Origin of the sequence: Pedobacter sp. PACM 27299 (assembly GCF_001412655.1) — a bacterium.
Classification (GTDB): domain Bacteria; phylum Bacteroidota; class Bacteroidia; order Sphingobacteriales; family Sphingobacteriaceae; genus Pedobacter.
Window position 1 is genome coordinate 2,042,584 of record NZ_CP012996.1, and the last position, 20,071, is coordinate 2,062,654.

19 protein-coding genes are annotated in these 20,071 nt (G+C 40.1%); 11 read left to right on the top strand and 8 right to left on the bottom strand.

All coding sequences use genetic code 11. The annotated features are described in order from the left end of the window. Positions 1-31 precede the first annotated feature (31 nt). Positions 32-2,113 carry a M48 family metalloprotease gene (locus AQ505_RS08545; protein ID WP_082461467.1) on the bottom strand — a complete coding sequence of 694 codons (2,082 nt, stop codon included), beginning with the start codon at positions 2,111-2,113 and terminating at the stop codon, positions 32-34. 230 nt (positions 2,114-2,343) lie between these two features. On the opposite strand from AQ505_RS08545, the gene AQ505_RS08550 reads away from it, so the two are divergent. The 5 genes from AQ505_RS08550 (at position 2,344) to AQ505_RS08570 (ending at position 7,458) form a co-directional block, all read left to right on the top strand. Beyond that, positions 2,344-3,216: a hypothetical protein gene (locus AQ505_RS08550; RefSeq protein ID WP_062547788.1), complete on the top strand. Its 873-nt coding sequence runs from the start codon at positions 2,344-2,346 to the stop codon at positions 3,214-3,216. A gap of 105 nt (positions 3,217-3,321) precedes the next feature. After that, positions 3,322-4,092 (top strand): hypothetical protein, encoded by a 771-nt coding sequence (locus AQ505_RS08555; RefSeq protein ID WP_062547789.1) that lies wholly within the window; start codon positions 3,322-3,324, stop codon positions 4,090-4,092. Further along, on the top strand, positions 4,076-4,921 hold the full coding sequence (locus AQ505_RS08560; RefSeq protein WP_062547790.1) for an SUMF1/EgtB/PvdO family nonheme iron enzyme: 846 nt from the start codon (positions 4,076-4,078) through the stop codon (positions 4,919-4,921). The genes AQ505_RS08555 and AQ505_RS08560 overlap by 17 nt, the downstream gene beginning before the upstream one ends. A 79-nt stretch (positions 4,922-5,000) precedes the next feature. Continuing rightward, positions 5,001-5,870: an ABC transporter ATP-binding protein gene (locus AQ505_RS08565; protein WP_062547791.1), complete on the top strand. Its 870-nt coding sequence runs from the start codon at positions 5,001-5,003 to the stop codon at positions 5,868-5,870. A gap of 4 nt (positions 5,871-5,874) precedes the next feature. Further along, positions 5,875-7,458, top strand: a complete 1,584-nt coding sequence (locus AQ505_RS08570) for a hypothetical protein (protein WP_157262263.1) — start codon at positions 5,875-5,877, stop codon at positions 7,456-7,458. A gap of 42 nt (positions 7,459-7,500) precedes the next feature. Here AQ505_RS08570 and AQ505_RS08575 read toward each other — a convergent pair whose 3' ends face one another. After that, the gene (locus AQ505_RS08575; RefSeq protein ID WP_062547793.1) at positions 7,501-8,190 is read right to left on the bottom strand and encodes a DUF4142 domain-containing protein; all 690 of its coding nucleotides are present in this window, start codon (positions 8,188-8,190) and stop codon (positions 7,501-7,503) included. Positions 8,191-8,399: 209 nt separating this feature from the next. Here AQ505_RS08575 and AQ505_RS08580 point away from each other — a divergent pair, with 209 nt between their 5' ends. The 4 genes from AQ505_RS08580 to AQ505_RS08595 all read left to right on the top strand — a co-directional run bounded on the left by AQ505_RS08580 (position 8,400) and on the right by AQ505_RS08595 (position 11,121). After that, positions 8,400-8,948 carry an RNA polymerase sigma factor gene (locus AQ505_RS08580; RefSeq protein ID WP_062547794.1) on the top strand — a complete coding sequence of 183 codons (549 nt, stop codon included), beginning with the start codon at positions 8,400-8,402 and terminating at the stop codon, positions 8,946-8,948. Beyond that, positions 8,929-9,198 (top strand): hypothetical protein, encoded by a 270-nt coding sequence (locus AQ505_RS08585; protein ID WP_062547795.1) that lies wholly within the window; start codon positions 8,929-8,931, stop codon positions 9,196-9,198. Before AQ505_RS08580 ends, AQ505_RS08585 begins: the two co-directional genes overlap by 20 nt. 88 nt (positions 9,199-9,286) lie before the next feature. After that, positions 9,287-9,964, top strand: coding sequence for an ATP-dependent Clp protease proteolytic subunit (locus AQ505_RS08590; RefSeq protein WP_062547796.1), 678 nt, complete (start codon positions 9,287-9,289; stop codon positions 9,962-9,964). Positions 9,965-10,059: 95 nt separating this feature from the next. Continuing rightward, entirely contained in the window at positions 10,060-11,121 is a 1,062-nt protein-coding gene (locus tag AQ505_RS08595; protein ID WP_062547797.1) for an NAD(P)H-dependent flavin oxidoreductase, read from the top strand. Positions 11,122-11,151: 30 nt separating this feature from the next. Here AQ505_RS08595 and AQ505_RS08600 read toward each other — a convergent pair whose 3' ends face one another. Beyond that, positions 11,152-13,542 (bottom strand): ABC transporter permease, encoded by a 2,391-nt coding sequence (locus AQ505_RS08600; RefSeq protein WP_062547798.1) that lies wholly within the window; start codon positions 13,540-13,542, stop codon positions 11,152-11,154. A gap of 267 nt (positions 13,543-13,809) precedes the next feature. Between AQ505_RS08600 and AQ505_RS08605 the strand changes: the two genes are divergently transcribed. Continuing rightward, positions 13,810-14,610, top strand: a complete 801-nt coding sequence (locus tag AQ505_RS08605; protein WP_062547799.1) for a GNAT family N-acetyltransferase — start codon at positions 13,810-13,812, stop codon at positions 14,608-14,610. 16 nt (positions 14,611-14,626) lie between these two features. Here the strand turns inward: AQ505_RS08605 and AQ505_RS08610 are convergent, their stop codons facing one another. The 5 genes from AQ505_RS08610 to AQ505_RS08625 form a co-directional block, all read right to left on the bottom strand. Continuing rightward, on the bottom strand, positions 14,627-17,017 hold the full coding sequence (locus AQ505_RS08610) for an ABC transporter permease (protein ID WP_062547800.1): 2,391 nt from the start codon (positions 17,015-17,017) through the stop codon (positions 14,627-14,629). A 147-nt stretch (positions 17,018-17,164) separates the two neighbouring features. After that, positions 17,165-17,293 (bottom strand): helix-turn-helix domain-containing protein, encoded by a 129-nt coding sequence (locus AQ505_RS27345; protein WP_082461468.1) that lies wholly within the window; start codon positions 17,291-17,293, stop codon positions 17,165-17,167. Positions 17,294-17,732: 439 nt separating this feature from the next. After that, positions 17,733-18,131, bottom strand: coding sequence for a hypothetical protein (locus AQ505_RS08615; protein WP_062547801.1), 399 nt, complete (start codon positions 18,129-18,131; stop codon positions 17,733-17,735). Between the two features lie 121 nt (positions 18,132-18,252). Further along, entirely contained in the window at positions 18,253-18,591 is a 339-nt protein-coding gene (locus AQ505_RS08620) for a cupin domain-containing protein (protein ID WP_062547802.1), read from the bottom strand. Between the two features lie 148 nt (positions 18,592-18,739). Further along, positions 18,740-19,453 carry a CPBP family intramembrane glutamic endopeptidase gene (locus tag AQ505_RS08625; protein ID WP_062547803.1) on the bottom strand — a complete coding sequence of 238 codons (714 nt, stop codon included), beginning with the start codon at positions 19,451-19,453 and terminating at the stop codon, positions 18,740-18,742. An 86-nt stretch (positions 19,454-19,539) separates the two neighbouring features. On the opposite strand from AQ505_RS08625, the gene AQ505_RS08630 reads away from it, so the two are divergent. Then, positions 19,540-19,986, top strand: coding sequence for a helix-turn-helix domain-containing protein (locus AQ505_RS08630; protein ID WP_062547804.1), 447 nt, complete (start codon positions 19,540-19,542; stop codon positions 19,984-19,986). Positions 19,987-20,071: the final 85 nt, after the last annotated feature.

The following is a 20,071-nucleotide window of genomic DNA, read 5'->3' on the forward strand; positions in this document are numbered from 1 at the left end:
ATCAGTAGCAAGTGATTTAGGATAGTTGCAGTTATAAATCCTGATTTACACTACATCTTATATCAGCCTGAAATTCAAGTAATGACTTTTTTAGCTTGAAATGGGTGTTAAATACAAGCACGGAATAATCGGCCATCACATCATACAGCAGATTGATTTCTGGGTAATTATAATGATCATATTGGAAATAAGACGCATTGCTATTGAGGTAATCATTGAATCTGCTGCGGACTTTAGACTCCATCAGCTCCAGGTAAACAGCGTCTGCTAACAAAAGCTTTATTTGCTCTTTAAAAGGCAGTTCTAAACTTTTCAGCACTGATAAATTTTGCCCGATCTGATCATAAGCAGTTGGGGCCTGAATAAAATAGGAAGATTGCAATAATTGCAGGTAAACTTCGCGTTGAACCAGCATATTAACAGTGCCTTTTTTGTAGTTCAGATAATGTGCTTTAAACTCCGCTAAATTGTCCAGACTCTTTGCCTCATTTAAAAAGAAATGGAATACTTTCCGATCCCTGTTTGCCAATAACTCCTCAAGTCGGGCAATTTCTTCATCCAGGGATTGAATCAATATATCAGCGGTTTCGGAGTTATATTTTGTGCCATCGTAATCAAAAGTTTTAATATCGAGGTAACCATTAGCAATTTCTGTAAGGATATTTTTGTCGGCATTAGCAATATTAAGGCTGTTAATTTCCGCTATAATTTCATCATTAATGATTTGTTCCAGGTCTGCAGCCTCTTGTGAGATCGGGTGGTCAAATACTTCCTCTTCGAAAAGATTGTACGGATCACGCATATTAAAATAACCCTTATACAGTTTAGGGAAAGAATGCTCCTGATCACGTGCTAAGTAAAGTACGGTGAAATCTTCGATTTCCAGATTTTTAGGGACAGTTTCATAGTTCAATCCCTCAAAATACTGGGCAGATAAAAATTGTTGTATTTGCTCCAGATTGCTGAGTAGCTGGACGGAAATGCCTGATGCATCACCTGTTGTCGCTTGATTTAATGCGGCCAATTTTTCTATTCGCTGCAGGGTGCTGGGATGTGAAGACCATTGGTCCTCTAATACCAATTTAGTGCCCTGGAATTTCTTATAATCTTCAAGGGATAAATAGGGAAGTCCATCTATCAGCGGCATTTCAGTGTTTTTTGCCAGGTGTTGGATTAAGAAAAGATGTTGAGGATAAATGTTGTTTGTTTTTTTCGAGCTCGGGATTTTATTGCTGTAAAAATCAAGCAGTGTAGCCAATGCCTGATCGGCAAACTCTATTCTCAATAAAGCGCTGATCAGCGGTACTGAGCCTGTCACACTTGCCGCAACAGCATCCGCATGGAATTCCATTTCTCTGGATAATCCTCTGTAGTTTAGGTTTAATGGCTTATAAGTCTTCATCAGTATGTTTTGTATACCTTGTATGATCACCACAGCCCCTTTTGAAAATAGGAGAAAGAAAGAACTCAGACTGGACCAGCCATTTAGCCAGGAGGCATAACTGTCATTTTCATGTAGCAGGTTATAAATCACTTTGTTTACATTAAATACATAACTTCCTAATTTCATACTGCGCTGAGAAAAATGGCCAAACTCATGTGCTAAAATTGCTTTCAGCTCAAGGGTAGAAACGGAATTCATTAGGCCTATCCCAATCATGAGGTTCTTTTTTACCGGAAAAAACATACTCCAGAAAGTGGCATCATAAAATACCGAAGCATTAATGTCGGCAGTCAGGTAAACCTTCTTTGGGAAATTCGTTTTTACCTCGCCCACGGTTTCATGAATCAGTTTAAATAGTGCGGGTTGCTGTTCTTTGTTGATTTCAAGAAACTGACTGCGGTCTATTTTTATTGCCGGACTAAAGATGAATTTAATGAGGAAAAAGAAGATAAACAAGCCCATTCCCATTAAGCCAAGGCCAAGAAATGCAGTGATAAATCCGCCAACATAAATTCCCAGCGCATAGGCGATCAAGGCGCAAAGCAATACCCAAGCCAGACCGAAAACAATCATAACCAGGTAAGAGCAGACAAAGAATAATATAGACAGCGTCGATTTGATCGCCATCCTTCTAAAGTTGTTAGAGACGTTGAGGACGTTTTTTTGCATTATTGAGCGTATTTAATGCAAATTAGTTAAAAACAGTAATTCTGTAGTAAAGAAAAGGGAAATTATCCGAAGAAATTTCCCTTAATCTAAATTAACGCTCTCGTATATTATACGCTGGCAATGGTTAAATATTGTATTGCTGGTCGTTTTTTAGGAGGATGATCTCTTTTTTGTTCCCGGTTTTGAATAAATGATGGTAATTTTACGGAAAGCCCCGATTAAATTAACTTATGAAAAAAAAGCCGCTCTATATTTTTGTAGGTGTTGTTGCCCTGATCGCTATCATCAGCCTCTGTTATATTTCTTACCATGCGGGGGAAGGCTCCAAAACCGATTTCCCGAAAGACACTGCCGTTCTCAAAGAAGCGGTCGTTCAGCCCCTTAAAAAGGATACCGTGTATGTAAATCCTGAAGTACCCAAATCCGTTTACCATTGGACACCATCGGTGCAGGACTTTACGCTGGCGGATGCAGAACAATTAACCAAGTCAATTTATGATACGGTAACCGTCGAAAAGCAAGGTGATATGGAAGTTGATACTGTTGGAAGAGAGTTTAGTAACATTGTTTTTTTTAGTGCAGATGATGTACTTCATGCGATTGTGGTGGTAGAAAACCGCGGGCCGTTTTATGGTGTTTCTGTCGGATGGTGTGATGTGTTCGCTTTTGTGAAAGGAAAAAGCGGATGGCAGCTCTGTGATTTTATGCTCGGTGCCGGAGGAGGAGGAATGTATGGCAATCCTGGCGAATTTCAGCGGCTGGAATTGATCGGCAATCAAACTGTAGGTATTATTTTGAGTGGTGGACAAGAGCACATGGGTGGGAATTACCATGAGAATGTGATTGGGTTGAACAAAGGCACGCTTCGAAGAATCACCACTATAAATACGCATCATGATTATGGTTCGGGAGCGGGTGATGAGTTTAAAACTACAGTATGTGATGAAAATGAATTTAAGTTCATCCCAAATGGCAGGGAAATGTATGACCTCAAAATCACTCGCTTCAACTGTCTGGAGGATAAGAATAGAAAAGTCAAAGAAATAGTGATTCCTTACCTTAATGGATATAAAATCCCAGATGCTTTTGTATTCGAAGGTTAGTGGCAGCAATTAAAGGGGGAGGTCTGTTTTTATTCTTTAAGCAGATGGAGCATGCAAATTCTAATAAAATAAAGTATTAGCTTTGGTTAACCTATGTTTAAAACTATGACGATCACCCTAAAAAAATACAGTCGATTTTTCTTTCTGGCAGTAGGAATGCTGACTTCAATTCCTGTTTTTGCGCAGGAAGATAACCAGCAATGGATAGCAGCCAGTCCTGCCAGTAAGGCCTATCATGCCAGCCGTTTTAAAAATACAACGCCTCCTTATGGATTGGCCAAAGTGAAGGCGATGATTGCCGGAATAAAATCAACTGGTGGCGATGGAGATACTTACTTTAATGTGCTGAGTCCGAAACTTTACCAAAGCCTTTCGCTTCCCGAAAAGTTCACTTATCACATGATCCACCCTGAAATCTCCAGTCAAAACTGCGATATCCCTACACCGATTTTAGAAGAAGACCTGAAGATTTTCGGCAATTTGCCTGATCCTTTTGAGGAACAAAACTGGAGTGAAAGACAGCTGAATTTTATGATCAGCAACCGGGATACGGTGCTTTCGCTCATTTCAGAATCGATCAATAGAAGTAAAAAAGTAGGCTTAAACTATAAAACGGCGATTGAGCATGTCAATGGTTGGGAAGTGATCCCAGTATTGATCAAGGCTTATAAAACGGACCGTAAAGATCATGATATCCTGACTGTCCTGATCCAGCTCATGAAGAAAAACGACTATCAGCCTTTCATGACTTCCGCTTCCTTTATCAAATTATATGGCAACAACAGTACTTACACGAGTTTCATAAGTTTTAATCAGGCCAATGAAGACCTGGTGATCAATAGGGCTGAAGCCTTCTACAATGGTCGTAAAAAGTAATTTGATTGGGGTATTGCTGTTTTGTGCAATCAGCTTATTTGTTCAACCAGCATCAGCACAGTCAGACACCAGTTTTGTCCATATTCCGAAAGGAGAATATTGGTTAGGTAGTCGAGAACATCAGCTGAATCCGCTTAGGAAAGTCAGCAGCCCTGGTTTTGATATCGCCGCCACAGAGCTGACCAACCGCTTGTTTGATAAGTTTGTGAAGGCTACACATTATAAAACGGATGCTGAGCGTCTCAAAAATGCGATGGTCTTTGCACCCGGCCTTGCAGAATTCCGCTGGCTGAGTGATAGTACTGCTTATTGGAGATTCCCAAATGGCACCAGTCGGGAGGGAATAGCAGATAAAATGAACCACCCGGTAACCACGATCAGCTATGCAGATGCCGAAGCTTATTGCAAATGGGCAAAAGTCAGACTGCCAACACTGGATGAATGGGAAATCGCCTCACGTGCAGGCGCTAAAACTACTTATTTCTGGGGCGAAGATCCTCAGCAAATCAGAGAATATGCCAACATCTGGCATGGACGCGACCACCTCAGCGCAGACTTCACAGATGGCTATATGTATACTGCCCCTGTGGCTAGTTTTAAACCCAACGGCTTTGGCTTGTACGATATCTACGGAAATGTATTTGAATTTTGTGAAGGAACGTTAAAAACAGATCCCAAAAACCGGAAGATTGGTCATGCCAGGGGAGGCTCCTGGTGGTGCAGCAATTATGCCTGTGGTTTTTTCAATTCACTGGATGTCGGAAGGAATAATCCACATGCCTCTTTTAGTAACCAGGGCTTTAGGGTAGTCAGTACGCTATCAAAATAATGCCAATTAAGGGAAATATTTTCTGCCTTTCTGTAACTTAAGAGACTAAGGTTAAGTCAAACAACCATATACCTTATAAATGGCACTTTCGATAACCAACCTCAGTAAACAATATAACGCACAAAAGACCGCAGTTTCCAATCTATCTCTTCAGATAAATAAAGGAGTTTTAGGCTTATTGGGCCCGAATGGTGCTGGTAAATCAACACTGATGAAGATGATTGCTACCATTAGCATCCCTTCCAGTGGAAGTCTCCTTTTAGAGGGGATAGATATTGTGCAAAATCCCAACTCCATCCGCAAAGTGCTAGGCTATTTGCCCCAGGATTTTGGGGTGTATCCCAACCTCAATGCTTATGAGTTTCTAGAATATATAGCAGCCATGAAAGGGCTGGGAGGTAAAGGACTTCGCCAGCGAATTGACCTGCTATTAGAAAGTGTGAACCTGACTGCTGATGCCAAGAGACCTATCGGTACTTATTCCGGAGGGATGAAACAGCGCATCGGCATCGCACAAGCCTTACTCAACGACCCCAAAGTATTGATTTTTGATGAGCCTACAGTGGGTCTGGATCCTGAAGAACGGGTGCGTTTTCGTCAGTTGATTGCCGATCTTGCCCAGGATAGTATTATTATTCTTTCTTCTCATATTGTATCCGATATTGAAAGTATTGCTGATGAGGTGGCGATTATGCAGGAAGGCAAACTGATCACACATGCTTCGCAATACGACATCATTAAACAAGCCGAGGGGAGAATATTTGAAGTATTGTTGGATAATAATGACCTTAACGCTTTTAAACACCATTACAAAGTAATTGATACCGCGCGTCAGGCGGATCAGGTCAGAACACGTTATATCAGTACAGGGCAGGCTGCAGCGCCATTGTCTACCCAGGTAACGGCGACCTTAGAGGATGCTTATCTGATTTTAACCCAAACTAACTAAGCGTATGTCTTATATGTATCCCATCATCAAAGCGGATTACCTGCAGCGTACCCGTAGTTATTCTTTTTTGATCACACTAGCCATCACGCTGTTTATAGCCTATTCATTTATTCCGGATCAGAATGCCAGCTACACGACCTTAAATGCTTCAGGGTATAAGGGGGTGTATAATTCAGCATGGGTGGGTTATGTGTCCGGCATTATGACGACCATCATGTTGGCTTATTTTGGTTTTCTACTGGTCAATAGCGGCATCAAAAAAGATATTGATACCGAAGTTGGCCTCATCATTGCCTCAACGCCTATCAGTAACTTTAAATACCTGATGAGCAAACAGCTGAGCAATTATCTGGTGCTACTGACGATTGCTGGAATTACTTTTTGCGTTAGTATTGTGGTGTTTTTTATTCGCGGAACTGGCTATCCTTTTATTTTAGGCAATTTCGTCTATCCTTACCTGTTTTTTGCAGTACCCGCATTGTTTGTTGTCGCTGCCCTTGCGGTAACCGGGGAGGTGTTTTTAGGCAAGCGCAGTGTCCTGCAGTTTATCGTCTATTTTTCACTATGCGGGATCTGTATGGGCTTTATCAATAGTAAGTCAGGAGCCGAAACTGATGGAGTTTTTGACCCATTCGGTCTCAGCCTTCTGATCAAAAGTGTGACCCAGCATATCAATACTCATTTTAATGAGCACATCACAAAAGTATCCTTTGGTTTTATCTTTAATAGCCAGAAAAGCTATAAACTCTTTACCTGGGAAGGCCTGAATTGGTCAGCCCTGTTTATAGGAAGTCGATTGCTCTGGATTGCTTTTGGCTTTGTATTGATATATTTCTCCTCCCTGTTTTTTCATCGCTTTGATTTTAAACAATCAGTTCACACTAAAAAGAAAACAAAAGAAGTATTCAGCACCGGAGCATCAGCTAAGACCTTGAACAGACCTATTGGACTAAATCGGGCAAACCTGCCAGCAATTAACTTTAATTATGGGATCTATCCTTTTGTGAAAACTGAATTCTTATTACTGATCAGGCAGGGAAAGAAATGGCTATGGCTGTTGAATGCTGGGTTATGGGTCGCATTATGTTTTGCGCCATTGCACATCGCCTATAGCTACCTCCTGCCTATACTTTTGTTTTTACAGGTTACCCGCTGGTCGGAACTGGCAACGAAAGAGAAGAGCAATCGCGTTCATTATTTTGCCTACGCAGCTTACAAACCTTTACAACGCATGCTGCCCGCACAGGTTTTAGCTGGTGTCAGCTTAGCCATCGGATTGTGTTTGCCAGTCATCATTCGCTGTGCTTTAGCCGGTAATAGCTATGGGGTAGTTAATATCATTAATGGAGCAGTATTTATTGTGTTGTGCGCTGTAGCGCTAGGCATATTAACCGGGGGTAAAAAGCTGTTTGAAGTGTTTTTCTTCCTGCTGACCTATGCTGTATTAAATAAGATTCCGGTGACAGATTATCTGGGAAGTCTGCCTCATCAAAATATACCGCTTTTTATGCTGATCATATTGGGTATAAATGTGACTTTAGCCGTAGTTAGTTTGATGACGAGAATGTACCAGTCCAGACATTTGTAAGAATGGCGCTGCTATTTAGGGCAGCGCCATTCTTATGGGTAATTATTTTATTTCCTGACTCAGTTCCAAAGCAACTTCCAGGTGTTTTTTTAATATTGGCAATTGTTTCAGCGTAAATTCCTTCAATTCCGCGTCATCAGCATTACTTCCTCTGTTATAAAGGGAAATGAGGTTGCGGTTGCTTTCCAGCATCATGGTCACAAAACCTAGATCTGTTTTAGGCGTGCCTCCCCATAATACATCCTTTTCCAGTACGATGTTTTTCTGCGAACTTAACTTTTTCAAGTCCTTTTGAATTGCGCTAAGCTCGGCAGATACCATGCCAGCATAGTCCTTAATCTTGTCTTTTGTTAGGGTACGTACCGCTCTATTACTTGCACTGATTTCCATTTGCTGAGCTGCGACTATCCTGCTGATCAACTCTGCGTCGGTCAATGCTTCCAAAGATAGCTGTTTTCCCTTAGCGATCATATTCGCTCTCCCAATTGCATCACTGGCGATGTTGTTCGCCGCAACCTTTGAACCAGCAGCTCTTGTCTGGCTGATTCCAGGCGTTAGCCCATCACCACTGGCATTAATTATAGACCTGGTTGGGTTATTTATCGTCGGGTTAACCGTGGTGATTTTACTGCCTTTTCTTTTCCCTTCAGCAGAGAAATTTCTGGAGGTAGAACAGGAGTAGATCAGACAGGACAACAGTATTGAAATTGCGGTGATGCGAAGTGTATTCATAGGGCCTGGATTAAATGGTTTGGCAAGTCAAAGCTATGGAAATACTACTAAGATAAGCTAAATAAAAATTTGATAACTGCGAAAATGATCCGAAATTAACTGATGCTAACCTGATGCCATAGCCATCGTAAACTCCGCCTAAAAAATAATTGCCGGATTTAGGTGATATTTGGAGTTAATTAAGTACATACCATTAAAACATAGTAGTTATGGTTCCAAAACTTGATAAAGAGAAAATACCAAACGGTCCTGAAGCCCTGCTCATGTCGCTGTATCAAGATGCTTTTCCTCTTGTAGCCAGTCATGTAAGGAAAATGGGAGGCTCATTCGAGGAAGCCAGAGATATTTTTCAGGATGCCCTGATCATTTATTATGAAAAAGTTCAGTATACCCGAAAAACATTGCAGTCGACGGAAAAGGCCTATCTTTTTGGCATTGCAAAATACCTTTGGAATAAACGATACAAAGTAACCAGTAAGCAATTCCCTCTTGACTTCCATCATGAACTGGATCATATTGATGAGGTCTATGAAGAGGTATCTTCGACCAGATTGATCCATTTGCTTCATACAGCCGGGGAGAAATGTATGCTATTGCTCAGTGCTTTTTATTATGAAAAGTTAAACATGGAAACGCTTGCAGATCGATTTGGGTTTTCAGGATCAAGGTCTGCAACTGTTCAGAAGTTTAAATGCCTGGAGAAAATAAAAGAAACTGTAAAAGAAAAATCATTGAGTTATGAAGACATCATGGAATGAGCTCGTCCTGATCGAAGATTATCTTTTATCAGACAGAAAGGGAACAGATCGCACCCTGCATGAAGCCCGCATGATATTACAGCCAGGGTTAAGGGAAAGTGTTTTCTGGCAAGAGAAAACCTATCATCTGGTTCAGCAATACGGAAGACAGCAGCTGAGGAAAGAAATAGAACAGGTGCATGAAAAGCTGTTTACAGCTCCGGAACATCATTCTTTCCGACAAAGGATCATGAAACTATTCGCTAAATAGCCTCACCATAATTTCTTAAAAACAACAATAAGCGCGCTGTAAAGCGGGTAGGACAAGCTATGTCCAAAAAATAATAAACACCTGGAATATGAAAAAGAACGAATTTCGCAATTATGCCGTTAAACACCATCGCATTAATAGTTTGTATGTAGATCGTTATATCAATCGGACATCGTCTAATATTGGTTCGATGGCTATGACACCTTACATCACTGAAGAGCGACAGTTGAATGTGGCACAGATGGATGTGTTTTCCAGATTGATGATGGATAGGATCATCTTTTTAGGGGAGCCTGTGGACGATAGGAATGCTAATGTGATTCAAGCACAATTACTCTTTTTACAGTCGGCAGACCCAAATAGAGACATACAGTTGTATGTTAATTCTCCCGGTGGGGCAGTCTATGCCGGTCTTGGAATTTACGATACCATGCAGTTTATATCGCCGGATGTGGCTACCATCTGTACCGGAGTCGCATTGTCCATGGGTTCAGTATTGCTCTGTGCGGGGGCGAATGGCAAACGTTCCGCATTGCAACACTCCAGAGTGATGATTCATCAGGCTTCTGGCGGCGCACAAGGTACAGCAATGGATATGGACATCAGTATAAAAGAAGTGCTCAAAGTTCAAAATGAACTCTATCATATCATTGCCAAACATAGCGGTCAGCAATATGATAAAATCAATGAAATCGCAGCTCGTGATTACTGGATGACCGCAGCAGAAGCAAAAGAATTCGGGATGATAGACGAAGTATTGGGCTAGCGATACTGTTCTTTTACAGCTTTTTGAATATCCGCTGACAGTTAGCATAAAAAACAGTTTTACCTTCAATTAGAGGTTTATTAGCAGGTATTGATATGAATTGGAAAAACGAAATTACGGATATACTAGACATTACATATCCTATTATTCAAGCGCCAATGTTTGGTGTAGGAACACCAGAAATGGTAGCCGCTGCCGCAAAAATGGGTGGATTGGGATCATTGCCGCTTGCGGACTTAGCAGCCGAGCGTTGTATCGAACTTAGTCAGGAAACAAGAAAGCTGACCAGTAAAGCTTTTGCGGTTAATATTTTTCTCAATGACATTCCGCCGCTTACTGAAGCCCTCAAAAAGCAATATGATAAAGCACGTTTGTATTGTGAAAAACTCGCTTCAGAACATGGTCTGGATGTCGAACTGCCAGCTATAGAAAGTTTTAAACTAACCAGCTACAAAGATCAGGTCGATGCACTGATCTCGGAAAACTGCGAAATTCTCAGCTTTACATTCGGGAACCTCGACGCCGAAAGTATTCAAAAGTTCAAACAAAATAAGACCCTGCTGGTCGGAACCTGTACCTCAGTTCGAGAAGCCTTAATACTGGAACAATCTGGGATTGATGTGATCTGTGTACAAGGGCTTGAAGCAGGTGGTCATAGGGGAAGCTTTGATGCGGAGCATATCCCAAGAATAGGAGGGTTCTCCTTACTGCCGCAAGTTGATCATGCAGTAAAAAAGCCTATTATTTATGCCGGTGGAATTTATAACGGCCAAACCTTATTGGCCTCTAATATGCTGGGCGCAGCTGGTTTTCAAGTTGGAAGCCTGTTGCTCTGCTCCAAAGAAAGTGCCTTGCTTGATTTTGAGAAAAGGAGTTTGAGGAGTGCCAGGGAAGATCAGGTGGTGCTGACAAACAGCTTTTCTGGACGTTATGCAAGAGGATTATCCAATGCCTTTATTAAAGCATTGGATAATTCTGAATATGTTCTTCCCTATCCGTATCAGAATAAACTCACTGCTGAACTCAGGAAACAAGCTAAAAAAGCAAAGAATATTGATTTCGTAAGTGTGTGGACAGGGAACTCTTTACCCTCTTTTTCTCAGGCCTCCACAACTGAAATCCTATTGGACCTGATCGCAGAAACGAATAGCTTATAAGGTTTTTATGGCAAATAGGATGATATTTCCTTATTCATATTTAAGCGCATCAATGGTATTCGCCGTTGCAGCTTTATAAGACCTGATACTTACAGTGATCAAGGTGATGAGCATAGAAATACACATCGCCAACACAAAAGGCCATACGCTCAATTCTATCCGATACGCAAAGGTAGACAGCCATTTGGAAACAAATAAATAAGCCAATGGCCAGGCCACAAGGTTGGCTAGAAAGACCATGACTAAAAATGATCCGTTGAGCATCTTAACCAATTCGAAAGTTGAAGCACCCAATACTTTTCTAATGGCCACCTCTTTTGTTCTTTGAGCAGCCACAAAAGAGATCAAACCGAATAACCCAATGAAAGAAATAAAGATAATTACGGCTGCAAAAACCTTAAATAATATGCCCATGATCGCTTCACTCTCATAATAACTGTTGATCCGCTCATCCACAAAGCCAGCACCATACACACTTTGAGGAAAGGTCTCATTCCATAGGGCTTCAATTTGCTGCATCACAGAAACCATATTTGCGCCATCCAGCTTGATGGCAGCCTGCCAATATTGGTCTTTATCTGAAGAAATAGCAAGACCGGAAATGTTCTCTTTTAATGATTTATCATTATAATCTTTCACCACACCCACAATTGGAGTACTGGCATTTGAGACTTTAATCATTTTGCCAATTGCCGTTTGAGGGTCGGTAATGCCTACTTTTTTAAGAAAAGTTTCATTGACCACATAACCATTTGTCGTATCGCTTTTCGTAAAGATCTTGCCGGCAATAATTTTTAAGTCGAACAGCTTAAAATAATCTGCATCCGCATTACATAATCTAACTTCGAAGTCGTTGTTTTTTAAACCATTAAAGGAGAAGTCACTTGAGCTTACATCCTGAGATAATGGGGGTACCTTGCAATAACTCAGCAGCTGCACACCAGGGATTTTCAGGACCTTATCTTTGAACAGATCATGTCTGCTTTTACTGGTACTATCCCCTGGCATGCCCACCATAGCTATCGCATTTGAGGTAAATCCCAATGGTTTTTGCTGCAAATACTTCATTTGACGAACAATCACTAAAGTGCCGATAATCAGCACTACAGTAATGGCAAACTGTACCACCACCAAAATTTTACGTAAGCTTAAGCCGTTGTTGTTGAGTGAAACTTTATTCTTTATGGCTAAGGCAGGATTGAAACCCGATATAATTAATGCCGGATAAAAACCAGCTAAAATGCTGACAAATGCCACCAGCAAGGCCATGAATACAAAAATAATCGGATGCCCAAACAGGCTGAAGGTGATTTGATTTCTGAAAAGGTTTTCCATTAAAGGAATGGCCAGCTCAGTAAGTATGCAGGCAAATAACAAAGCAATCACTACTAAAGTAAAAGTTTCTGTTAAGAATTGAACGACCAGCTGTTTACGTTTGCCGCCCATTACTTTACGCACACCAACTTCTTTAGACCTGTTCACTGCCTGAGCTGTATTTAAATTGATAAAATTGATGCAGGCGGTGCAGATTAAAAATAGCCCAATGATGGCAAGGCCATAAATCTGTTGCTTGCTAACCGTTGAATTGGCGAAATTATCATATAGTTCAGAAAAATGAATATCCTTTAAAGGTTGCAATCTGTTCGTCTGATTCCCAGCGATCTTTTTATCGCTGTAATGTATCTTGTTAAACTTTGCCAAAGTCTCCCTTAGGTCTGAATTTTTTAGCCCTTCTTTCAGCAATACATAACTGCTGAAACTGGAGGAGGTACAATCCCAGCAAGTGCTATTTCTTTCCGGGAAGCTTTTGTAGCTGACCACTATTTTTAATGGGAAACTGCTGTTTTGGGGCATATCCTGAAATACACCTGTTACCTTTAGTTCTGTTTTAGTACCAATGGTGATGCTTTTACCAATAGCATTTTCAATGCTGCCAAAATATTTTAAAGCGTTCGCTTGGGATAGAGCGACAGTATTAGGCTCCTTTAAGGCCTCTGAAGGTTTACCATACAACCAATCTATCTGAAGAATTTCAAAAAACTCTGGCTCCGCATAGTACAGATCTTCGCGGCTTTTAATCACCTCCTTGCCTTCTTTATCATTAATACGAATTACATTTCCTCCTTTCGCAATTGCACCTATCTTCTCAATCCCCGAAATTTCATTTCTGGCAGCAGCAGTAACAGGGATAGGGACGCCTGAAGAATAATCGTCGAAAGAATTGTATTTCCAATCGGTCACCACACGATAGATGCGGTCCTCATTTTTAAAACCTTCATCAAAACTCAGTTGGAAACGGATAAATATAAAAATCAGGATACAGCTTGCCATTCCAATGGAAAGACCAAGGATATTGATCAAGGTGTAACTCTTGTTTTTCCAGAAGTTGCGCAAAGCGATTTTTAAATTGATCCTAAACATAATACGGTTTTTCTCTTCTCATTGCCAATGATATGCCAAAGCCCAAAATAGGCAATAATCAACCTTTAAATCGCATTTAGGGTTTTAAACTGTTCGGTAACGCACAGTCGATGATCGAAACTGCACAGCTGCTATATTAGAATTCCAGGTATGGTTAGCAAAAAAGTAGATGCTCAAAGATTTAAGCTGGTGTGAATGGTTTAATTATATTTGCTCTAGGCTATTTTACTTTTCACAATGAAGCCTGACCTAAAACCATAAATACCAATGCAAATACTAGCCTTAGCATACGAGGATTTACATTTAATAGCAGCGTTAGAGCCTGAAGGCTGGACGGGTGTGGAAGCGAGTTATGGTTTTTATATAGCTTCTTCCTTTTGTTTTCCAATCAAAGTAGTGATAGATGATAAAATTGTGGGATTAGGTGCCACAATTGTTCACAATGATGTCGCCTGGCTGGGGCATGTGATTGTTCATCCTGACCAGCGAGGTAAGGGAATTGGGAGATTGGTGACACAATCCCTAATTGACATTGCAAGACAGCAAAACTGTGAGACTATTTATTTAATCGCCACTAAACTAGGCGCTCCAGTATATGAAAAGCTGGATTTTATAACGGATACAGAGTACCTGGTTTTTAAAGACATCATCTTTGCTGAAGAACTGCCAGTTTCAGATCATATCATCCCGTACCAACAGGGTTTTAAAGAAGAGATTGCAAGGATTGACAAAATAGCGACAGGAGAGGAGCGTATGATGCATTTGGAAGGCGCTCTTGAAAATGGATTTGTATACCTAAATCATCATAAAATTGAAGGTTTCTATCTGCCTGCCCTGGGTGATGGATTAATTGTTGCAAATCACCCATCTGCCGGCCTTGAACTCTTGAAGCTACATTTAAGGTCAAATGAAAAACTGAATTTCCCTAAAGATAATTTAGTCGCCAGGGATTTTTTGTACAGCAATGGTTTTAAGGAATACGATGTAGTCAAACACATGAGATTAGGCAATAGCCGACCTTTTAAACTAGAAAACATTTACAATAGAGTATCAGGAAGTATCGGCTAAATTCTTTTAAAACAGCTTACTCATATTTAAGCGCATCAATGGTATTGGCAGTTGCCGCCTTATAAGATCTGATGCTTACAGTGATCAAAGTAATGAGCATAGAAATACACATGGCCAACAAAAAAGGCCATACGCTCAATTCTATCCGATAAGCAAAGCTAGACAGCCATTTGGAAACAAAAAGGTAAGCCAGTGGCCAGGCTACAAGATTGGCCAGAAAAACCATGATTAAAAATGAGCCATTGAGCATCTTCACCAGTTCGTAAGTGGAAGCACCCAATACTTTTCTAATGGCTACTTCTTTCGTTCTTTGTGCAGCCACAAAAGAGATCAATCCAAATAAACCAATGAAAGAAATAAAGATGATGACCGCTGCAAAAACCTTGAATAATATGCCCATGATCGCTTCACTCTCATAATAACTGTTGATCCGCTCATCCACAAAATTGGCTTCGTAAACACTTCTGGGGAAGTTCTCGTTCCATAAAGCTTCGATTTGCTGCATCGCAGGAACCATGTGTTTGCCCTCTAGTTTCACCGCAGCGTACCAGTATTGATTTTTATCAGAAGAAATGGCCAGGCCAGAAATACGCTCTTTTAAAGACTTATCATTGAAATCTTTGACCACACCAACAATAGGAATATTGACGTTTGAGGTTTTAATCATTTTACCAATTGCATTTTGAGGATTGGTCATCCCTACCTTTTTAAGAAAAGTTTCATTGACCACATAACCATTCGTTGTATCACTTTTCGTAAAGACTTTGCCGGCAATAACTTTCAGGTCAAATAGTTTAAAGTAGTTTTCATCCGCTTTAGAAACCCTGACTTCGAAATCATGGTTTTTCTGACCATCAAAAACAAAACTACTTGAATTTACATCCTGAGACAGTGGCGCCGACTGACAATAGCTCATCATCTGAACCCCTGGTATTTGCAGGATCTTCTCTTTGAATAGATTGTGTTTGCTTTTACTGGTACTGTCGCCCGGCATGCCAACCATGGCCACAGCACTGGAGCTGAATCCCAATGGTTTTTGTTTCAAATAATCCATCTGACGAACAATCACTAAAGTGCCGATAATTAGGATGATGGTAATTGCAAACTGTAAAACTACCAGTATTTTACGCATGCTCAAGCCATTGTTATTCAATGCGACCTTATTTTTTATAGCCAGTGCTGGATTGAAACCAGAGATCACCATCGCCGGATAAAAACCAGCTAAAAAGCTGACAAATAACACGAGCAGAGCCATAAATACAAAAATAACAGGATGACCAAAAAGGCTGAATGAGATTTGGTTTCTGAAAAGATTCTGCATTAAAGGAATGGAGAGTTCTGCAAGGATACAGGCAAATAGTAAGGCGATGAGCACTAAAGTAAAAGTCTCCGTTAAGAATTGCACCATCAGCTGTTTGCGCTTACCGCCCATTACTTTACGAACGCCTACCTCTTTAGACCTGTTCGCTGCCTGGGCAGTATTTAAATTGATAAAGTTGATGCAGGCAGTGCAGATTAAAAATAGACCAATGATGGCGAGCCCATAAATCTGGTGTTTATTAATCGTTGAATTGGCGAAATTATCATAAAGTTCCGCAAAATGAATCTCTCTTAGCGGCTGCAGTCTGTTGGCCTGATTTCCAGAAGCTTTTTGATCTGTATAGTGTATTTTGTTAAATTTTGCCAGTGGCTCTTTCAGGTCTTCCGCTTTTAAACCATCTTTAAGCAATACATAACTGCTGTAACTTGAATTGATACAATCCCAGCAGGTACCCTCTCTTTCCGAAAAACTTTTGTAGCTAATGACTAATTTTAAAGGTAAACTGCTATTTTGAGGCATATCCTGAAACACTCCCGTTACCTTTAACACTGTTTTAGTACCAAGGGTGATGCTTTTGCCAACCGCATTTTCAATGCTGCCAAAATATTTTAAAGCGTTCGCCTTGGATAAGGCCACTGTATTTGGCTCATTTAGCGCTTCAGATGGTTTACCATATAACCAATTCATCTGAAATATCTCAAAGAACTCAGGTTCCGCGTAGTAAACATCTTCCCGGCTTTTAATCACCTCCTTACCTTGTTTATCTTTAATGTGAACTACATTTCCTCCTTTGGCTATGGCCCCGATTTTCTCTATACCCGCAATTTCATTTCTCGCCGCCGAGGTAAAAGGGAGGGGGACTCCTGAAGAATAATCATCGAAAGAATTGTATTTCCAATCGGTCACCACGCGGTAAATGCGGTCTTCATTTTTAAAACCTTCATCAAAACTCAACTGGAAACGGATAAATATAAAAATCAGAATACAGCTTGCCATGCCAATGGAAAGACCAAGAATATTAATCATGGTGTAGCTCTTGTTTTTCCAGAAGTTGCGCAAGGCGATTTTTAAATTGATCCTAAACATAATGCCGTTTTTCCCTTCCCTTCGCGAAGGATATGCCAAAGCCTAAAATAGGGAATAACTAAGCGTTAAATCGCATTTAGAGATTTTAAACTGTTCGTTAATGCACAGCAGCTGATCGAAACTGCACAATGGGTAATCCAGGTCAGGCTATTTCTGCTTTTTTAAAAGTGTTCCTGGGGAAACTCCGAATTTCTTTTTGAAAGCAGCAGAAAAATGATTGCTGTGCTGGTAGCCAACCCGATAGGCTATTTCTGAAATGTTCCAATAATAAGGCATCAGATATTCACGGAACAGTAGTGTCGAGTGAATATATAAGCCATGTCCACCCAGATATCCTATATGTCATTGATAGGAACCTGATTATGGAGGGTCATAAACTAAACAAATCCGAGATAGAAAACGCATTAGTGCAGACAACAAATGCCTTTAAAAATAAGCGTATCTATTATTTAGATCCTAATATCTGGTATTTATCCGGAGCTGGTACTTACTCTATTCAGCACATGATTACGGATGTTTTGCAGGGCTACAAATAAGCTCTTTTCAGACTGAAATTAATATTTATAAAACGTAGCGTGAGAAGATCTACTTAAGCTGAGGTGATCGTTATGAATATAGATTGACCGAATGAATTTATCGAACAGGTTTCTAATGAGAGCGATTAATTACTAAGAAAAACAGAAAATCCTGGAACCGCTAGATTCCAGGATTTCGTTTACTTTATTTTTACATATTTAAAACCACAACCTTCTATACATGGTGGGTTCAGAATTAATGTATCATTTTTTACCTTATAAAAATACTTCCATACAGAAGCATCTATTTTTGCAAATGATAAAATCCTGCTGTCCGATTTAGTGTAGAATATGAATTCTTTGTAACGACTCCATCGCAGTTTCCCATCCTTTTTGAAAAGAATATTTTCAATAGGGGCATTACTATCAACAGGACGCCATTTTCCACTGCCATTACCTGGATCGGCAAATGTTTCAATAAGTTTCCAATTGCCATTGAGTGCTGGATCAAGACCTGGGTTGTTAACTGATTTATCTTTGCTGCAGGAAATCACAAAAAATAAATAAAGAATAGAGGTTAATTTAAATAAGGTTTTCATAATGGTTTGGTTTTTCTATAGAAACGCGATTTATAAAAAAAACGCTACACTATGGGAAAAGAAAACTGTGAGTTCAATCTATACCTATAGTGCCCTATTGGCTTCTTTATGAAACATAAAATTATAGAACCGTTTTGTCGCCGTGTGATTTTGGTTCGGAAATCACCAGAAATTCCAATACTTCTTCTGATTGGTTTTTTATAAGATGTTTTCTACCTTTTTCTACATGAAGAGACTCCCCAGCTTGAACAGTTAAAATATCCCCTTCAATTTCAAAAACCGCAGTACCTGATAAAATATAAAACAATTGCTGACAATGGGTATGAAAATGTTGCTGCTCCGCGGTTCCGACAGGCATTTTCTCCTGGATCACACTTAAACTATCTGTTTTCAATAAATGCCAGCCGTCGCAATTATTACCCCATTTGTAATGTTCGGAATTTTGAATCGATTTTATCATATTGGTCAAGGATTTGTTTTAAGAAGGTGTTTCCAGAGCTCACAAATTAAGGATAAATTTATAGAATATAGCCTAGCCTTTGCTACTTAACATTGGCTATTAGGCTGATGACAATTTTAAAATGATGCCAGTTTCACAATAGCCACGCTTAAATTCCTAGCTTAGGATCATTAGAACTCGGTTTGATGAACCTGAGATAGATAAAACATAGCACCGGAAATCCAATATAATAAACCATAACGATCATCAATGGCAATATACCTTCCGGTTTAACAGGATCTGTATCGTATGTTTTTACCAGCAACTGTAAACCAATACTCTTTTCCCTAGAGAAGAGAATCATCGAACTGAAGTTATAGCCCAGATGGAGTGCAAATGGGAGTAGTATAGAACTGGATTTTACAAAAGCCAATGCTAGCAAATACCCCATGATACCGGTAGAAATGAATACCGATAGCATTTGAAGCGGCTGGCCAAGAATGTCATAACAGAACCAATGAAAGACGCCGAAAGCTATTGCCGATATAGCCATGGCTTTATGGATGCCGAGTTTCCTGATCAGCAGGTAAAATAATGCGCCGCGAAATAGGAGTTCTTCAAAGATGACACCTTTAAGGACAAAAAAAGAACTTTTGAAAAAATCAACAGCGGTATAATCCGGATTGAATTGGTAAGGGTTTTCTACCAATAAAGAGATGCTGAGGTAAAGGAGAGGAAGATAGAAAAGAGCCAAGGCAAATCCGAATCCAATTAAGCACAGCCTTTTGGGATTCGGATACCAATTGAGTACATTTAAGTTTTTACCTATCGTATATTTCAATAGTAACCAGGAAAGTAGCAATTCAATAATAATAGCGATCATCTGCTTTTTCCTTTAAAAGTAGGCTCATAAAATCGTTTAGGATAGCGACATTTACATACGCCGTAAAATGCCGTATCGTAAACACAATGGATCCTACCGGAAAAGAAAAAATTGCTAAACTGATCAAAGAGGCAAGACTAAGGAAAGGCTATTCGCAGCAGCAGCTTGCCGATCTTGCACAGCTTAATCTGCGTTCAGTACAGCGTATGGAGAAGGCCGAAGTATTGCCCCGAGCCTATAGCCTCAATTTACTGGCCACACACCTTGACCTGGATATTGAAGTTTTTGAAGAGATTAAAAGTAATATTGCGGCAGTACCTGGTGCAAGTCCAACAGGAAATAACCAGCTCGATAAGAAAAGCACAAAGATTATTCTGAGCACTACGCTGGTTTTACTTACCGTATTACTGACCGCGGCTTTTCTTTCTCAATCCAGCGGCTTTCCTGAAACAAGTTTTGAGCTGTTTTTATTTCTGGCCCTAATTGTGGCGATGAATGGATTTTTATTTTGGCGGATATGGAAGGATAATTAATTGGTGAAAAAGAAAACACATACTGGTACCTATAATTGTAGTAATAATAATTCTAGTAAAAGGACAATGATGAAAAACCTGATAA

Excerpts from the sequence above, each read along its gene's own strand:
- AQ505_RS08545 (WP_082461467.1), bottom strand. The coding sequence starts at position 2,113 with ATGCAAAAAAACGTCCTCAACGTCTCTAACAACTTTAGAAGGATGGCG.
- AQ505_RS08550 (WP_062547788.1), top strand. The coding sequence starts at position 2,344 with ATGAAAAAAAAGCCGCTCTATATTTTTGTAGGTGTTGTTGCCCTGATC.
- AQ505_RS08555 (WP_062547789.1), top strand. The coding sequence starts at position 3,322 with ATGACGATCACCCTAAAAAAATACAGTCGATTTTTCTTTCTGGCAGTA.
- AQ505_RS08560 (WP_062547790.1), top strand. The coding sequence starts at position 4,076 with ATGGTCGTAAAAAGTAATTTGATTGGGGTATTGCTGTTTTGTGCAATC.
- AQ505_RS08565 (WP_062547791.1), top strand. The coding sequence starts at position 5,001 with ATGGCACTTTCGATAACCAACCTCAGTAAACAATATAACGCACAAAAG.
- AQ505_RS08570 (WP_157262263.1), top strand. The coding sequence starts at position 5,875 with ATGTCTTATATGTATCCCATCATCAAAGCGGATTACCTGCAGCGTACC.
- AQ505_RS08575 (WP_062547793.1), bottom strand. The coding sequence starts at position 8,190 with ATGAATACACTTCGCATCACCGCAATTTCAATACTGTTGTCCTGTCTG.
- AQ505_RS08580 (WP_062547794.1), top strand. The coding sequence starts at position 8,400 with ATGGTTCCAAAACTTGATAAAGAGAAAATACCAAACGGTCCTGAAGCC.
- AQ505_RS08585 (WP_062547795.1), top strand. The coding sequence starts at position 8,929 with ATGAAGACATCATGGAATGAGCTCGTCCTGATCGAAGATTATCTTTTA.
- AQ505_RS08590 (WP_062547796.1), top strand. The coding sequence starts at position 9,287 with ATGAAAAAGAACGAATTTCGCAATTATGCCGTTAAACACCATCGCATT.
- AQ505_RS08595 (WP_062547797.1), top strand. The coding sequence starts at position 10,060 with ATGAATTGGAAAAACGAAATTACGGATATACTAGACATTACATATCCT.
- AQ505_RS08600 (WP_062547798.1), bottom strand. The coding sequence starts at position 13,542 with ATGTTTAGGATCAATTTAAAAATCGCTTTGCGCAACTTCTGGAAAAAC.
- AQ505_RS08605 (WP_062547799.1), top strand. The coding sequence starts at position 13,810 with ATGCAAATACTAGCCTTAGCATACGAGGATTTACATTTAATAGCAGCG.
- AQ505_RS08610 (WP_062547800.1), bottom strand. The coding sequence starts at position 17,017 with ATGTTTAGGATCAATTTAAAAATCGCCTTGCGCAACTTCTGGAAAAAC.
- AQ505_RS27345 (WP_082461468.1), bottom strand. The coding sequence starts at position 17,293 with ATGCCTTATTATTGGAACATTTCAGAAATAGCCTATCGGGTTGGCTAC.
- AQ505_RS08615 (WP_062547801.1), bottom strand. The coding sequence starts at position 18,131 with ATGAAAACCTTATTTAAATTAACCTCTATTCTTTATTTATTTTTTGTG.
- AQ505_RS08620 (WP_062547802.1), bottom strand. The coding sequence starts at position 18,591 with ATGATAAAATCGATTCAAAATTCCGAACATTACAAATGGGGTAATAAT.
- AQ505_RS08625 (WP_062547803.1), bottom strand. The coding sequence starts at position 19,453 with ATGATCGCTATTATTATTGAATTGCTACTTTCCTGGTTACTATTGAAA.
- AQ505_RS08630 (WP_062547804.1), top strand. The coding sequence starts at position 19,540 with ATGGATCCTACCGGAAAAGAAAAAATTGCTAAACTGATCAAAGAGGCA.